We start from the raw sequence: 16,465 nt of genomic DNA, 5'->3' as shown, positions 1-16,465 counted from the left end.
TTAGGTGAACCTGAAAAGCTTATTTTCAGGCTATTTGCTTACTTCTAGGCGCCGCACACCTAGTTCACCGGCTACCGTTTCGCAGCGTACTAGGTATACGCCGGCCGGCAACCCGGCTACGTTCAGCTGATGTTCGCGGGCGAAGGTGGGAAGGCGACGCACTACGCGGCCCGTCAGGTCAAGCAACGTGAGGCGGACCGGAGACGGCGCCAAAATAGTTGCAGTGGCTGAGGCAGGGTTTGGGTACAGTTGCAGGGCTAGCGTGGGTCGAACGGGCTGGTTGGCAGTTACTACCCTATTGCGGCCCACAAAGCTGGTAATACCGCCTCCTTCCAGCCCCAGAAACAGCTCCGGCGCGCCGTCGTTGTTAACATCGGCGGCGGTGGGCGCATACCGGAACTCAGCCGCGGAGCCCAGCCGGGGAGCTATAAACTGCTGCGTGAGGGCATTATAGAACACATCGGTGCGCGCCGTGAAAGCTCCGGTTTGGGCGCGGTAATCAGAGAAAAAGCGGATTTCGCCAGAGGCATCGGCCGTTAGTAAGTCGGGGCGGCCGTCTCCGTCAAAATCAGCTACGGTAGGGTGCAGAAAGCTCGGCCGGCTGCCGGTGCTCGTCCTGATCTGGCCGAAATCGTTGTTTTGCAGCACGAACGTCTGGCTCAGTGCCGCCGCGCCCGTATTGCGGTAATAGCGCAACGAGCCACCCGTGTTATCCGTGGTGATGGAGTTGGTACCCAGCAACATATCCAGGCGCCCGTCGCCATCCACATCCGTAAAACAGGGCGCGTCATGTTTCTGGCCGGGCACGTTGGCGAAGTTGCTGATAGCGGCCAAGTTGAACTGCGCTGGCTGGCTAACGGCTGCCGTGTTCAGCACGTAGGCTATGGTATTGGCCGCGCTGCCTTTTTCGTAGGCTGAGTACACCAAATCCAGAGCGCCATCCTGATTTAAATCGGCCAGCACGGGCTTCAGGGAAACCAGTTTCAGGCCGGACAGGCCTAGGTAGTCGTTGGTTACCAGCTTAAAGACCGGCTGGGTACGGGTGCCAGTGTTGCGGTAGTAGCTGAGGCTAGCGCGGTAAAACCGCTTGGCGTTGTTGCGGCTCACACTCCCGATCAGCATATCCAGTAGGCCGTCGCCATCTAGGTCGCCGAAGGTAGGCGCCGCGCTTTCGCTTACGTCTATCATATCGTGCTGCAGGAAGTCGGTTTGCTCGCGCACTAGCGTGGGCGCCGCGCCTGTACCCGTGTTGCGGTACAGCCACACCGATTGCCTAGTCTCGACGGTATCTACGTTATCGAAGAGGTTGGGCGTTACCAGCACGTCCTGGCGACCATCAAAGGTTACATCGGCCAGATACGCTGCCGGAAAGTTCGGCACCCGGGCCGCATTGGTGCCCGTAGGGAAGGCAGCATTAAGGCCAGCGCTGGTCATGCGGGCATCCTGGGCGGTGCCATCATTCCGGACACTCACCAGCTCCGGGCAGTTGTCGCGGCCGGAAAGCAAATCCTGGTCGCCGTCGCCATCCAAATCCAGCAGCGTAATGTTGTAGCCACCCGTGTGCAAAGGCCGGGGTAAGGGCCGGCACAAATCAGTACCAAACGTGAAGGCTGTACACCCTGACGTACACGCGGCTAGCCCTCCCCATTGGGTGGAAGCCAACTCAAAGGCTAGTCCGCCGCAGCCGGTAGCCGTGGTGTTGCGAAAGTACAGGATGCTAGGAACCGCAGCGGAAAAGTCGAAGGTGAGGATATCCAGGCGCCCGTCGCCGTTCACATCCTGAATGCTCGGCATGTTGTAGCCGCCAGTGGTGATGTTGATGTTGCCGCCGTTCGAGGAGGGGTCGAAGTACAGCAGCATATCGGTGGTAAGTTGGAAAGCGGGCCGCCCCTGCGCCGTGGGCACCTGCCGCAGTATCCGGATGTTGCCGCCGTTGGCCGCTGTGAAGATATCCGGGCGGCCATCACAGTCATAGTCGCGCAGCAGCACCCAGCCTTGCAGGTCGCGGGGAAACAAAGCTTCGTACTCGGGGGCATATTGCCAGCCGCGGCCGGTAGCGGTGGCTACGTTGAGAAACGTGAAAGAGCGGTTAGTAGCCCGGTCGAAGGCATACAGGTCGGGCTGCTGATCGGCGTTTAAGTCGATGTTGGAAAATTGCGGCGAATTCAGTCCGCCAGCCCACGCATGTAGCAGGGTCTCCTCGCCGTGCATTACTTTTGCTACAGCCTGGTATTCAAACCCGAAAGGGGCGCCGCTTTGGGCTGCTGCTGGCAGTGAAAATCCGCTTACCAAAGCGGCGAGGTAGCTTCCAATAAAATAGCGGCGCATATACTCCGGGCGTTACGTCAGGGTCCAATCAACCAACAGTCTTCTTCCGCACTAAGTTACATGCAAAACCGCCTGGCAGACCTCCCGGCTCTCTACGAGCGGTACCGTGCCGCTTCCGCCGTCAGCACCGACTCACGCCACCCCCAGGACGGCACCCTGTTTTTTGCCTTGAACGGCCCTAGCTTCCGTGGCCGCGACTTCGCGCCCCAAGCCTTGGCGGCCGGCGCCCGCTACGCAGTAGTAGATGATGAAGCCCTGGCCGCTCAGGACCCCGACCGCTATACCTACGCCCCCGACCCCTTGGCGGCCCTGCAGGAGCTAGCCCATTATCACCGCCGGCAGCTGATTATTCCGGTGCTGGCCATCACGGGATCCAACGGCAAAACCACTACCAAAGAGCTGGTGTACACCGTGCTGAGCCAGCGCTACCAGGTGCAGTACACCCGCGGCAACCTCAACAACCACATTGGGGTGCCACTTACGCTGCTCAGCATCCGGCCCGGCGAGCATGAGCTGGCCATTGTGGAAATGGGCGCCAACCACCAAGGCGAAATTGCGCTGCTATGCCGCCTAGCTGAGCCCACCCACGGCCTCATTACCAATATCGGTAAAGCACACTTGGAAGGGTTTGGAGGGGTAGAAGGCATTGCCAAAGGCAAGGGCGAAATGTTCCAGTTCCTGGCCCAGGTAGGCGGCACGGCCTTCGTGAATACGCTGGATATGCGGCTACCTGGTTTGGCCAAAAGCGTATCGGAGCGCGTCACGTATCCGGGCCCCGCTGACACCTATCCGGCTGAGTTGCTCAGTGCCGCTCCCAACGTGAAGTTTCGCCTGTTTGATGACTCGGTGGTGGAAGCTCAGATTACCGGCGGCTACAATTTCCCGAATCTGGCAGCAGCGGCCGCAGTAGGTGCTTATTTTGGCGTGGAGCCGGCTCGTATTGCAGAGGCGCTGGCCAGTTATGCCCCCACCAACAACCGCTCGCAGCTGGTGCGCACTACGCACAACGAAGTGGTGCTGGATGCCTACAATGCCAACCCTAGCAGCATGACGGCCGCCCTCAACAGCTTTGCCGCCCGCCCCGGAAACCCGGCCCAAAAAGTGGTTATTCTGGGCGACATGTTTGAGCTGGGTCAGGAAAGCCAGGCGGAGCACCAGGCCATTGGCCATTTACTGCAGGGCCTGCCGTTTGGCAAAGTGGTGCTCATTGGCCAAGACATGCACCACGCCGTCACGGACTCCTCTTTTTTATACTTCCCTACCAAGCCCGAAGCCGCCAATTGGCTCCGCGAAAATCCGTTGCGCAGCAGCCAGCTACTCATCAAAGGCTCGCGCGGCATGGGGTTGGAGTCGTTGCTAGAGCTAGTCTAGCGTAAGCACATCAACAGAGAAACCGCCCTTCTGCTGGTATTGCCATAGCTTTAACAGCTTGCAACACCAGCAGAAGGGCGGTTTCTCTGTTGATATGCTATCCTAAAAAGGGCTATCAAACTCGGCCAAGGAAGGCTGGATTTGGTCTTTGGGCGAAATCACCGGCTCAGAAAGCTCCCAGTTGATATTGAGCTGAGGGTCATTCCAAATCAGGCCGCCTTCTGAGCTAGGCTGGTAGTAATTGCTGCACTTGTACAGAAAGAGGGTGTCGTCTTCCAGGGCCGCGAAGCCGTGGGCAAACCCAATAGGCACATACAGCATGTTAAACCGGGTCGCATCCAGCTCTACCGCTAGGTGCTGGCCGTAGGTGGGCGAGTCGCGGCGTATATCTACCACTACATCCAGCGCCCGGCCCTGGGCTACCCTTACTAGTTTGGCTTGGGCGTACGGCGGCCGCTGAAAGTGCAACCCCCGCAGCACGCCCCGCATGGAGCGCGACTGGTTATCCTGCACCCAGTCTACATCAACGCCGGCTTCGTGCATGATTTTCTGGCTGAACGACTCAAAGAAGGCGCCCCGGGCGTCGCCGAATACGCGGGGGGTAAACTCTACTACGCCGGCCAGGGCGTGATGCTTAATTTCCATCGACTAAGAATGGGATAATGAGACAGGGATGAGGGCTGGTTTGGGGCCGAATTTTGTGGCAAGTTAGCCAGAATTGCGGCGGGTAGTGACGTCATGCACGATGCTTAGGTACTTGTCTAGCACAATGCGCTCATCAAATTTTTCCTCGGCTAGGCGCCGGCCGGCGCGGCCCATCTGCGCAAGCTCCTCACTAGGCATGCGCACGATCTGAAGCATTTTGGCAGCCAAATCCTGGGCATTACGCACTTCGCAGAGCAAGCCATTTTGCCCGTCAACCACCGTTTCGCGGCAGCCCGGTACGTCCGTCGTGACGATGGGCTTGCCCATGGCGGCCGCTTCAAGCAAGGTTTTGGGGGTTCCTTCGCGGTACGAGGGGAGTACTACGCAATCGGCTTGGCGGATGTGAGCGGCTACGTCGTCGGAGGTGCCTAGATATTCCAGGTTTCCGGCTTTCAGCCACTCCTCGAACACCACGCGCTTCACGCCTACCCCCCCCGACTCATCAATACCGCCCAGCAGCTGCACGCGGGTTCCGGGTACTGCCTCACGAACCAACCGGGCGGCCTCCGCATATTCCTCCACGCCCTTTTCATACAGCACCCGCGCAATCATCAGGAAGGTGAAGGGCTCGTGACGCGTGAACTCAGCGGCGGGCCGGAATTTATGCGTGTCGATGCCGGAGCCGGGCAGCAGATCAGTGATGCGCTCCGCAACTAAGCCATGCTGCAGGAAAAGCTGTCGGTCGTCGTTGTTCTGGAAAAAGACGCGCTTGGGAAAGCGAAAAGCAAAGCGGTAGAGGCCCAAGGCCACACTACTTACCAAGTTCTTCACGATAAACACTGTGCCTAGGCCCGACACATTGTTCACGCTTGGGATGCCCGCCAGTTTGGCGGCAATAGTGCCGTAGATGTTGGGTTTGATGGTGTACTGCAGTACTACATCGGGCCGCTCGCGGCGATAGATGCGGTAAAACCGGCCGGTGAGTTGGGCATCCTTAAGCGGATTGGTACCCTTATTTTCCATCAGAATCGGCACAAATCGGCAGCCCAGCTCAGTTTCCAACCGCTCAGAATACGCATCGGGTGGGGCAATGGCTAGCACCTCGTGGCCGGCAGCCTGCAGGGCCTTTACTAGGCTCCGACGAAAATTCCAGATGTTCCAGCTGGTATTAATAACGATGGCAACGCGCATTCCGGAGGTTTAAGGAAAAGAAGAAGCTAGGGAGCAAACGGGCCGCAAAGATACGGGCCTTCCGGCGGCCCTATACGGTAAGTCTGAATTTAGGGCTGGTTTGGGGCCAACTTCGTGCTGCCGTTCCCGAGCGTCCTATCTTTGCGAGCTACATTCCTGCCTTCTTCTTTACCTTATTTCGCTGATGCCTTCCCCGCTTTTGTTGCGCCTGCACCTGCTGGTTGTGCTGGCATTTTTACTGTTCTACGCCTTTAAAGCCGTGCTGCTGCTAACCAACCGGCAGGACACGCTGCGCACTGTGCGGGCTCGTACCCGCGTAGCCGACTCGGTACTAGGCCTGCTTATTCTACTAACCGGTGGCACGTTGCTAGCCCAATACCCGGGTGATACACCGCGCTGGTTGTGGGTGAAACTGGGCCTAGTAGTGGTGCTATTGCCGCTGGCCATTGCTGCCATGCGTCGCCAACACAAAGCGGGCGTAGTGCTCACGTTCCTGGGGTTTTTGTATGTGTATGGCTTAGCCGAAACGGGCTCCTTTACGCTTAGCCGCCCTACTAGCCCTACAGCGGCCTCCAACCCTGCCGGCACCCCCATTGGCCGGGCCGAAGCCACGGCCACGCCGGAAGCTTCCGCTCCGGTTGATACAACGTCGCTGAGCACTGATCTGTCGGCGGCGGATGTAGCAACCCTCGCGGCAGCAGCCGAGGTACCCGCGGCAGAAACCTCCGGCGATGAGGCGCTGGTAGCTGGCAAAATCCTTTACACCCAGAACTGCGCCGTGTGCCACGGTACCGATGGAAAACTGGGCCTCAACGGCGCCCACGATTTAACCAAGAGCAACCTGAATACCACGGGCCGCGTGTATATGGTAGTGAACGGCCTTGGCAAGATGCCTTCCTTCAAGGAGCAACTCACGGAAGAGCAGATTCAACAGGTGGTAGCCTACTCCCTTACCTTGAAATAGAAAGCCAGCATCTGCTCCCTACCCTACCGTTCACCCCACCTCTTCCCCTAGCATTACCCCTTTCCACATGGCTAACAAACCCGCCTCCAAAGGCCGTAAGCCGGGCAAAAGCACCCGCCACCCCGGCGCTACCGATACTGTAAAAGGCCGCGTAGGCCGCATGCTGGCCAAATCAGGCAAAGATGGCACCTACGAAACCGCTCCCGAAGAAGAAACCGCTGTGCTGGTAGCCGTACCCGACAAGCGCCAAGCTGATGCCCGCACGCAGGAGTACCTCGACGAGCTGGCTTTTCTGGCTGAAACAGCCGGCGCTACCGTCACCAAACGCTTTGTGCAACGCCTCGAAAAGCCCGATATCCGCACGTTTGTGGGTGAAGGCAAGCTAGAGGAAATCAAAGCGTACGTGCAGCATTCCAATGCCAGCATGGTTATTTTCGATGATGACCTCTCACCTTCTCAACTCCGCAACCTGGAGGCCGAGCTGAAAGTCAAAATCGTCGACCGCTCGCTCCTGATCATTGATATTTTTGCCAGCCGCGCCAAGTCGGCGACGGCCCGCACGCAGGTAGAGCTGGCCCAGTACCAGTACTTGCTGCCCCGCCTGACTGGCCTCTGGACTCACTTAGATAAACAGCGAGGTGGTGGCGTAGCCCAGCGCGGACCTGGTGAAACGGAAATCGAGACCGACCGTCGCGTGGTGCGCGACCGAATTGACTTGCTGAAAGAGCGCCTAAAGGAGCTTGATAAGCAAAGCCACACCCAGCGCAAGTCGCGCTCGGGCATCGCTCGGGTAGCCCTGGTGGGCTACACCAACGTGGGCAAAAGCACCATCATGAACCTGCTGAGCCGCGCCGATGTGTTTGCCGAAAACAAACTCTTCGCTACCGTTGACTCCACGGTGCGCAAGGTAGTACTGGACACGGTACCGTTTCTGCTCTCCGACACAGTAGGATTTATCCGGAAACTGCCCACCCGCCTGATTGAGAGCTTCAAGAGCACACTCGATGAAATCAGAGAAGCCGATTTGCTGGTGCACGTGGTGGATATTTCCCACCCTACGTTTGAGGACCAGATTGCCGTAGTCAATGACACGCTCAAGGACATTGGGGCGGCTGAAAAGCCAATGCTGCTGGTGTTCAATAAGATTGACCGGTACAATAGCGAAGAAGAAGTGGGGTATCACAGCGGCTTCGAGGGCATGAACGAGGACGAGGAGCACACGCCGCGCCCCACCCTGGAACAGCTGAAGGCTACGTACATGGCCAAGCTGCACGACCCGGTTATATTCATCTCGGCCCAGGAGCGCGAAAACATTGATGAGCTCCGCGACTTGCTCGTACGGCACGTATCGGCGCTTTCGCAGCATCAGTATTACGGTGCCACCCAGCCAGACGAAAGCGAGTAAACGCCACTGAGCATTCAGAAAAACGCCCGGGCCGCATCAGCGGTTCGGGCGTTTTAGCGTCCTAGCAACCCGCTAATAAGGCTCCATTACCCAAGTGACGTGCCGTGTTTTTTACTAGCCCCTGCTTTACTGGCAAGTCTGTTTGCTTATGAACTGAGCTCTTGATTAGCAGATTGGGTCGCAAGCAGAACAACAGTAGGGATTCAGCATTTGGTCACTTTATTTTAAACATTATCACTCCTAAAGAGCATATTTTAAATAATTTTTCAGTTTAACGAACCTTTTATTAACAAATCAGTAATAAGCGCTTAAATTACAGTTTCCGTTTCCACAACCAACCCGTTTCACATGAAGAAAACCTTTTACTCTCTCACTTTGGGCCTAGTATGTTTAGCAGCCTCTGCCTCAGCGCAGAGCGGCCAGCTTGGTGCCCTTGCAAACGGTTTTGCTCCGGCTGGTGCTGGCCGCCAGTGCGCGACGATGGATGTGCTTACGGCGCAAATGGCGGCTAACCCCGGCCTGGCAAAGCGCATGGAGGACATTGAATCTCAGACGCGCCAGTTTGTGAATAACCCCACCACGGCCATGCGCACAAATGCTGCCGTAACTATTCCGGTGGTAGTGCACGTGTTGTATAACACCACGGCTCAGAACGTATCGGATGCGCAGGTGCAGGCTCAGATTGATGTACTGAACCAGGATTTCGCCAAAACCAACGCCGATGCCAGCCTAGTTCCGGCGGCCTTCGCGGGTGCCGCGGCCAACACCAACATTCAGTTCACGCTGGCCAAGCGCACACCAACCGGCACGGCCACCAACGGCATTATCCACAAATACACCAAAACCTCTTCCTGGAGCTCAAACGATGCCGTTAAGAACTCCAAGCGCGGCGGCGATGATGCCTGGGACGCGACCAAATACCTGAACATCTGGGTGTGTAACCTGGGCCAAGGCCTGTTGGGTTACGCGCAGTTTCCGGGTGGTTCGCCTAGCACCGATGGGGTAGTAGTATTGTACTCCTCGCTGCCCGGCGGCACAGCCAAACCCTACGACAAAGGCCGCACGGCTACCCACGAAGTGGGGCACTGGCTGAACCTGCGCCACATCTGGGGCGATGCCAGCTGCGGCAATGACCTGGTGTCGGACACCCCGACCCAGCAAACCAGCAACTACGGCTGCCCTTCCTTCCCGAAGGTGACCTGCTCCAACGGGCCCAACGGCGACATGTTCATGAACTACATGGACTATACCGATGATGCCTGCATGTACATGTTCTCCAACGGCCAGTCTTCGCGCATGAATGCCCTCTTCGCCACTGGTGGCGCCCGCGTGGGTTTGGTCAGCTCAACCGGCGGTACCGCTCCACTCATGAGCTCTACTTCGGTAGAAACCCTGAATGTATTCCCGAACCCCGCTGTCGATCAGCTCTCGATCCGCACAGGCCTGAACATGCCCGCCAGCAAATGGTCGGCGAAAGTATACGATCTGCGTGGCTTCGAAATGAAGCAGGCGCGCAGCCTCGAAGCTGGTAACGTTGACATCTCGGCCCTGCCTAATGGCATCTACCACCTCGTCCTGACCGACGGCAAATCAACTCAGCACCAGAGCTTCCGCAAGGAGTAGCCCTACCGCTTATACCAAATAACGCCCGCTCCGATACTGATTGGAGTGGGCGTTGTGGGTACGTGCCAGCGCTCCCAATTCAGCGCGGCAGCAAGTGCTTTCGGAGAGTTGCTGAATCGTCTTCGCTAAAACAGCAGGCACCAAGCAGTTTAGCCTTTCCGGCACCCTAGCAACCGGCCTTACCTCACCATAGTACCCTTCGCCCTTTTCTCACAGCCAGCACACCTGCCTTCTTTTTTACCCGCTCCATTCCTCTTTTTCACAACCAAACCCTTTCTCTATGAAACAAACTATCTACGCCCTGGCCTTGGCCTGCATGGGGCTAGGCGCCTCGCTTACGGCGGAAGCCCAAACGGTCCGGCAGTGCTCGACCATGGAAAACTTGGCGGCGCAGCTGGCCGCCGACCCGACCATGGCCCAGCGCCTGTCGAACATCGAAAACCAGACCCGCCAGTTTCAAGCCGACCCGGTAGCCCAACGCACTACGGCTGTTATTACCATTCCGGTAGTGGTGCACGTGCTGTACAACACCACGGCCCAGAACATTTCCGACGCCCAGATTCAGTCGCAGATTACGGTTCTGAACGAGGACTTTAGCAAAACCAACGCCGACGTAAGCAAGACGCCTTCGGCTTTTGCTGGCCTGGCTGCTAACGCTAACATTCAGTTTGTGCTGGCCAAGCGCACGCCTTCCGGCACCGCTACCACCGGCATCGAGCGCAAGTCGACGACCATCACGAGCTGGGGCACCGACGACAAGATGAAGAGCACGGCTACTGGTGGCCTGAACGCCTGGGATGCTACCAAATACCTGAACCTGTGGGTGTGCAACCTATCGGGCGGCGTACTGGGTTACGCACAGTTTCCGGGCGGCCCCGTCAGCACCGATGGGGTAGTAATCCTGACGTCGGCTTTCGGGCGCGGCGGCTCGGCCTCGGCTCCGTTTAACCTGGGCCGTACCGGCACCCACGAAGTAGGGCACTGGCTGAATTTGCGCCACATCTGGGGCGATGCCAGCTGCGGCAATGACCTGGTGTCGGACACCCCGACCCAGCAAACCAGCAACTACGGCTGCCCTTCCTTCCCGAAGGTGACCTGCTCCAACGGGCCCAACGGCGACATGTTCATGAACTACATGGACTATACCGATGATGCCTGCATGTACATGTTCTCCAACGGCCAGTCTTCGCGCATGAATGCCCTCTTCGCCACTGGCGGCGCCCGCGTGGGCCTAGTTACTTCTACCGGTGGCACTGCTCCTGGCGGCACTACCCCAACCACGCCTACGTACTGCGCTTCCAAAGGCAATTCAGTGTCGTATGAGTGGATTGACTTTGTGCAGCTAGGCTCTATCAGCCGCACCTCGGGGGCCAATGCAGGCTACTACGATGGCACAGCCCTGTCCACTACCGTAACCGCCGGCTCTTCCCAGACCATCAGCTACTCCGCGGGCTATGCCTCCACGGCCTACACTGAGTACTGGAAAGTGCACATCGACTACAACCAGGACGGCGACTTCATCGACTCCGGCGAGCTAGTAGCCAGCCGCAGCAGCGCTTCGGCCAGCACCCTGACCAGCACCTTCACGGTACCAGCTACTGCCAAAACGGGCAAAACCCGCCTGCGCATTGTCATGAGCGATGCCTCGGCTACCACCAGCTGCAACAGCTACAGCTACGGTGAAACCGAAGATTACAGCATTTCTATCTCGGGTGGCACTGCCCGCCAAGACGGAGCTACGGCTGAAGCTGCGGGCTACCGCATTTTCCCGAACCCAGCTGCAGATGTCCTAAACATTGAAGTGCCAGCTGCTCTCAACGCCAGCGCTGTTTCGGTGCGGGTGTACGATGTGCGCGGCGCCGAAATGAAGCAGGTATCGTTTGATGGCAACTTGCTCAATGTGGGCCGCCTGGCCAAAGGCGTGTACACGCTGCGCATTGCCGATGGACAGCAGGTGACGCACCAACGTTTCATTAAAGAATAACCTAGGCTCTTGCCGGCTTTAAACCGCTGGCATTGCGTAGCTTGCAACGAAAAGACTCGCCCGGCTGGGCGGGTCTTTTTAGTTGCCGGCTAGTTACCGGCCCGATTTTGGACGTACCCGCCCTCCGAAGCAAAACCTTTTCCTAGCGCCACAGTAAAGAGGCGTGCCTACTGTTTTCTCCCTTATGAAGACCTTATACCTGATGCGCCACGCCAAATCGAGCTGGAGCTTCGATGATTTAAGCGACAAGCAACGGCCCCTCAACGACCGTGGCCGCGACGATGCGCCGCTGATGGGCCAGGCGCTAGCCAAGCGTAATATTCAGCTTGACCTCATCGTGGCATCATCAGCCGTTAGGGCCCTGAGCACGGCGGCCTTAGTAGCCCACGAGCTGGAGTATCCGGCTGAGCGCATTCAGGTAGTAGACCGCATTTACGAGGCCACCGTGCCCGAACTGCTGACGGTGGTGCGCGAGTGCCCCGATACGGCGGACTCGGTGCTGCTGGTGGGCCACAACAACACCCTCACCGATTTTGCCAATCTGCTTTCGCCCAGCGAAATTCCGGATATGCCCACGGCGGCCATTGTGTGCCTGAAGTTCAACTGCGCCCATTGGGTTGAAATTGACCGGGCGAATGCCGAATACTACTTCTACGATTATCCGAAACACAACTAGGGACCCGGTGGCCTAGGAACCTTGCTGCCGCACTGGCACTACTTTTCAAACCCACCTCCTACGCCCCGGGCCCTACCCCCTACCATGTCCGAAACCACACAGGCTCAGCCCCGGCTGCTAAACCGAGAACTAAGCTGGCTGGCTTTCAACCGCCGCGTGCTGCAGGAAGCGCAGGACCCCAACGTGCCGCTGCTAGAGCGCATTAAGTTTCTGGCCATTTTTAGCAGCAACCTCGATGAGTATTTCAAGGTGCGGGTTGCTACCCTGCGCCGGCTGGTAAAGCTGAAAAAGAAGACTAGGGCCAAGCTGGGCGAAGACCCCGTGGAGCAGTTGCATAACCTGCTGGAAGAAGTGGGCCGCCAGCAGCAGCAGTTTGGCGAAACCTTCCGCAATGACATTCTGCCGGAGCTGCGCGCCCAGCACATTCACCTAGTTACGGAGCACGACCTGACGGAAGAGCAGCGCACCTGGGTGAACGACTACTTTTGTCAGCACGTGCAGGATTTGCTTTCGCCCATTATTCTCGACGATAACCTACACCACCTGTTTCTGCGCGACCAGAGCGTGTACCTCACGTTCCTGCTCTCCCAGCCCCTTGATCAGAAAAAGCAAGAGCAAGAGCGAGTGGTAGTGATGGAGCTGCCTACCAAGCGCCACGGTGGCCGCTTTGTGCAGCTGCCGGCCCACGGCGAGGACAAGTATGTAATGTTTCTGGACGACGTAATCCGGTGCTGCGCCAGCTCACTGTTTCCGAAGTACCAGAAGGTGCAGGTGCAGGCCGTGAAGCTTTCCCGCGATGCCGAGCTCGACATTCAGGAAGAAGTATCGGGTAATATGCTGGCCAAAATCAAGAGTAGCCTGCAAAAGCGAGAAACCGGCTACCCGGCGCGCCTGCTCTATGACCCCGCCATGCCCAAAGCCGTATTGCGCGCCCTGATGCAGAAAACCGGCATCGGCAAAGAAGAGCTGGTGGAAGGCAGCCGCTACCACAACTTTCGCGACTTTTTTGGCTTCCCGGACTTTGGGCTGGAGCAGCTTCAGTACGAGCCCATGCCCCCGCTGCAGCACCCTACATTGCCGCGAACTGGCAAAATGCTGCCCGCTATTGCCCAACGCGACCACCTGCTGCACCCACCATACCAGTCGTTCGGTTACGTTACGCGCCTAATAACGGAAGCAGCGCAAGACCCCCAGGTAAGCGGCATCAGCATCACGCTGTATCGGGTGGCAGGCAAAAGTGAGGTAGCCAAAGCGCTGCTGAAAGCAGCTAAAAACGGCAAGCAAGTAACCGTGGTAGTGGAGCTCAAAGCCCGCTTCGATGAGGAAAGCAATATGTTTTGGGCCGAGAAGCTGCAAAAAGCTGGCGCTAACGTCATCTATGGCATTCCGGAACTGAAAGTGCACAGCAAGCTGCTCCTGATTACTAGGGCTGAAGAAGGCCAAAACCGCCTGTATGCGTACCTGAGCACTGGCAACTTCAACGAGAAAACCAGCGAGATATACGCCGACCATGGGGTGTTCACGAGCAACCCCGAGCTCACCCGCGAGGTAGCTGAGGTGTTCCGCTACTTCCACGACCGCCAGGATAAAAGCGGCCTGTTCAAGCACTTGCTAGTAGCTCCGTTTGAGCTGCGTGAACGGCTTAACGCCCTCATCGACCACGAAATAGAGCTGGCCCAGCAGGGCCAGGATGCCTATATCATTCTGAAGCTCAATGCCCTGCAGGATGAACGCATGATTCTGAAGCTGTATGAGGCCAGCCAGGCTGGAGTGAAGGTAGAACTCCTGATTCGGGGAATTTCGTGTCTGATTCCGGAGCTAGCCGGCCAGAGCGAAAACATCCGCCAGCGGGGCATGGTTGACCGGTTTCTGGAGCATGCCCGCGTGTATGTGTTTGGCAACGGCGGCGAGGAAAAGGTGTACGTCGCATCGTCGGACTGGATGGCCCGTAACCTCGACCGGCGCGTGGAAGTAGCTTTCCCGATTCTGCAGCCCGACTTGCGGGCCGAGGTACGCCACCTGCTGGATTTACAACGTCAGGACAACGTAAAAGCCCGTGACTTCCACAACCGTTTTATCGGCCCCGAGGATGCTGCCTCTGCCCGCGTCCGCTCCCAGTTTGATACCTATGAGTATCTGAAGAGCCTAACTGCGCCTAAAAAGCTGCGGGCACCGCGCAAGTAGCTGGCCCTACCGGCTTGCAGGAGTGCAAGTGCCGCACTTCCTGTCTGTATAACCAACTCACTCAAAGCCAGATGCTGCTACCACTTTGGTAGCGGCATCTGGCTTTTTGTATTATAGTCGGCGCTAGGTACGTGTTTGCCTTAAAGGCACCCGTTCTAATATATCTTGCTCATATCTAATAAATTACAACCGCCATTCTGTCACAAACCGCGAACATTCCAACTAAACATCCGTTACCTCCTATAATACGCTTGTATTGCTTGCTTTTACCTGGTTTTTTTCTACTTTGAGGCAATACGGCATGATTCCTGTGCCGAATTTCCTTTCACCTCTGATACTACTACCATGCAATATTTTTCTTCCGGCACTTTAGCTCCCGCCATTCGCGCTATTGCCAACTACCACGAGCTCAAGGTCTGGCCCGCCTGTTTTGAGGCCGTACTCGACGGACGAAAACCGTTCGACGTGCGCCTCAACGACCGAGAATACCAAGTAGGCGACGCGCTGCTCTTGTGCGAATACGAGCCAGAAAGCGAGCAATACAGCGGCCGTACTACGGAGCGCTGGATCAGTTACCTGCTGCAAGGCGGCGCCTTTGGCATTGAGGCCGGCTGGTGCGTAATTGGCTTGGCCGAGCACCCGCCGCTGCCCCTAGGCGTCAGCGACACGCGCCTGTGGTAAGTGTGTTTTCCTAGGGTCTGTTTCTGTTGAAAGCCTCCGCTGTGCGGGGGCTTTTTTTATGGCATTGCTACTCCTCGTAGTCTGGATGTGCAGCTTAGGTAGCACCAGCAAAAACAACAAGCCCGGCCACTGAAAAGCGGCCGGGCTTGTTGTGTACTGTTTTACTAGCCCTAAGTACGGGGCAAACCCCAATGCAAATAAGCTGGCTGGAATAGGCTTAGTTGCCAGAGGCCTTTTTCAGGAACTTGCGCGGAGGCACAATGAACAGCTCAAACGAAGCGTAGGGAGCACCGGCCAGCTTAGAATCGATGATTTTGACACGGTTATCATTGGTGCGGTCAAAGGCGTCGAAAGCGTAGTTGTAGCGGTATCCTCCTTCCAGCCCGAACCACAGGAAGTCATAGATTTCCCGCTCCCAACGGCCGCGGAACTTCACTTCCGTTTCGCGTAGCTCCAAGGTGCGCAGATCAATAGCTCCTTCGCGCCGCAGGGGCTCCCGCAGCTTGATAATGTAGTTCAAACCATCAACGGAGTAGCCCGCAAACAGCAACGACTTCGGCGACACGTTGTAACGCATGGTCACGCGAGCTGGAAATAGCGCTTCCACGCCCCAGCGGTTGTTGAAGGTGCGGTTATATAACAGAGCTGGATAAATGCTCTGGCGCCCAAAAGTGTAGCCAAGCTGCAACCCTACCCCCCACGAGAAGGTCGGGCTGCGCTTCCAGCCGTACAGAAACTCCGAGGACACGCGCAGGTAGTCGCGCACACTCAGCTCCGAGGAGGTGTAGTCGCCGCTGAGCTCCCCTTTCACCCGGAAGATATACCAGTTCACGGTGTTCACAGGACGGATGACCGCCAGCTGTGCCCCCAGTGTTTTCAGGCCCTTGTCCTCGATGTTATCATACAGCTCGTAGCCGGTGGGGCGTTGCCGAAACTTAAATTCTTCCCGCTCATAATTCACGCCCATCACCAGTTTAAGGTGCGGATGGTTGAGCATCGGGATGTAGCCTTTGATTACTAGGCGCGCATTTTTGGTGGCCTCTGAGCTGAAATCCTGCAGGCCTACCACTTTGCCATCGGAGTCTACATTAAAGCGTGGCATCCGCTCATAGTGGAAAATCAGGCCTTTGCTGGGGCCCATTCCTACCACCGAAGGCACGGCAAACTCCTGCCCATTTCCTGCCTGGATAGTATCGCCGGGCAAGGGAGCGGGCGGCGGATACACACGAGGCTGGGCGGGCGTTACCTGCGCCTGAGCTGCCAGCAGCGGGGCCGCTACCAGCATACTGGCGCCGAGCCGCCGCACAAGCCGGCTATACAAAGGAGTCAAGAGAGTACGCATACAAAGGAGGGAGGAAGGATGAGAGCAGGTGAAAACGCAAAAACGGAGAGTGAGGTTGGCGCCCGGCAGTG

12 protein-coding genes are annotated in these 16,465 nt (G+C 57.4%); 8 read left to right on the top strand and 4 right to left on the bottom strand.

Annotation, left to right across the window (positions count from 1 at the left end):
* Positions 1-30: 30 nt before the first annotated feature.
* The gene (locus ACYVGU_RS16095; protein WP_460622901.1) at positions 31-2,328 is read right to left on the bottom strand and encodes an FG-GAP-like repeat-containing protein; all 2,298 of its coding nucleotides are present in this window, start codon (positions 2,326-2,328) and stop codon (positions 31-33) included.
* Positions 2,329-2,388: 60 nt separating this feature from the next.
* Here ACYVGU_RS16095 and ACYVGU_RS16090 point away from each other — a divergent pair, with 60 nt between their 5' ends.
* Positions 2,389-3,699: a UDP-N-acetylmuramoyl-tripeptide--D-alanyl-D-alanine ligase gene (locus tag ACYVGU_RS16090; RefSeq protein WP_460622900.1), complete on the top strand. Its 1,311-nt coding sequence runs from the start codon at positions 2,389-2,391 to the stop codon at positions 3,697-3,699.
* 102 nt (positions 3,700-3,801) lie between these two features.
* On the opposite strand, the gene rfbC is transcribed toward ACYVGU_RS16090, so the two are convergent.
* Complete coding sequence (rfbC, locus tag ACYVGU_RS16085) at positions 3,802-4,344, bottom strand: dTDP-4-dehydrorhamnose 3,5-epimerase family protein (protein ID WP_460622899.1); 543 nt, start codon at positions 4,342-4,344, stop codon at positions 3,802-3,804.
* 63 nt (positions 4,345-4,407) lie between these two features.
* Positions 4,408-5,535, bottom strand: coding sequence for a glycosyltransferase family 4 protein (locus ACYVGU_RS16080; protein WP_460622898.1), 1,128 nt, complete (start codon positions 5,533-5,535; stop codon positions 4,408-4,410).
* Between the two features lie 184 nt (positions 5,536-5,719).
* Here ACYVGU_RS16080 and ACYVGU_RS16075 point away from each other — a divergent pair, with 184 nt between their 5' ends.
* From ACYVGU_RS16075 to ACYVGU_RS16045, 7 genes are all read left to right on the top strand, one after another.
* Entirely contained in the window at positions 5,720-6,499 is a 780-nt protein-coding gene (locus ACYVGU_RS16075; RefSeq protein WP_460622897.1) for a c-type cytochrome, read from the top strand.
* A 160-nt stretch (positions 6,500-6,659) separates the two neighbouring features.
* On the top strand, positions 6,660-7,904 hold the full coding sequence (gene hflX / locus ACYVGU_RS16070) for a GTPase HflX (RefSeq protein ID WP_460623401.1): 1,245 nt from the start codon (positions 6,660-6,662) through the stop codon (positions 7,902-7,904).
* Between the two features lie 348 nt (positions 7,905-8,252).
* A complete protein-coding gene (locus tag ACYVGU_RS16065; protein WP_460622896.1) occupies positions 8,253-9,527 on the top strand; it encodes a M43 family zinc metalloprotease in 1,275 nt (424 codons plus the stop codon).
* A 280-nt stretch (positions 9,528-9,807) separates the two neighbouring features.
* Positions 9,808-11,511, top strand: coding sequence for a GEVED domain-containing protein (locus ACYVGU_RS16060; protein WP_460622895.1), 1,704 nt, complete (start codon positions 9,808-9,810; stop codon positions 11,509-11,511).
* A gap of 184 nt (positions 11,512-11,695) precedes the next feature.
* Positions 11,696-12,187, top strand: coding sequence for a SixA phosphatase family protein (locus ACYVGU_RS16055; protein ID WP_460613601.1), 492 nt, complete (start codon positions 11,696-11,698; stop codon positions 12,185-12,187).
* A gap of 84 nt (positions 12,188-12,271) precedes the next feature.
* The gene (ppk1, locus tag ACYVGU_RS16050; protein WP_460613600.1) at positions 12,272-14,371 is read left to right on the top strand and encodes a polyphosphate kinase; all 2,100 of its coding nucleotides are present in this window, start codon (positions 12,272-12,274) and stop codon (positions 14,369-14,371) included.
* Between the two features lie 345 nt (positions 14,372-14,716).
* Positions 14,717-15,052 carry an ASCH/PUA domain-containing protein gene (locus tag ACYVGU_RS16045; RefSeq protein WP_460613599.1) on the top strand — a complete coding sequence of 112 codons (336 nt, stop codon included), beginning with the start codon at positions 14,717-14,719 and terminating at the stop codon, positions 15,050-15,052.
* 217 nt (positions 15,053-15,269) lie between these two features.
* Here the strand turns inward: ACYVGU_RS16045 and ACYVGU_RS16040 are convergent, their stop codons facing one another.
* Positions 15,270-16,394, bottom strand: a complete 1,125-nt coding sequence (locus ACYVGU_RS16040; protein ID WP_460613598.1) for a DUF6268 family outer membrane beta-barrel protein — start codon at positions 16,392-16,394, stop codon at positions 15,270-15,272.
* Positions 16,395-16,465: the final 71 nt, after the last annotated feature.

It is taken from the genome of Hymenobacter tenuis (assembly GCF_054780495.1).
The sequence above is the reverse complement of the archived record's forward strand: the minus strand, read 5'-3'. Positions and strand labels throughout refer to the sequence as shown.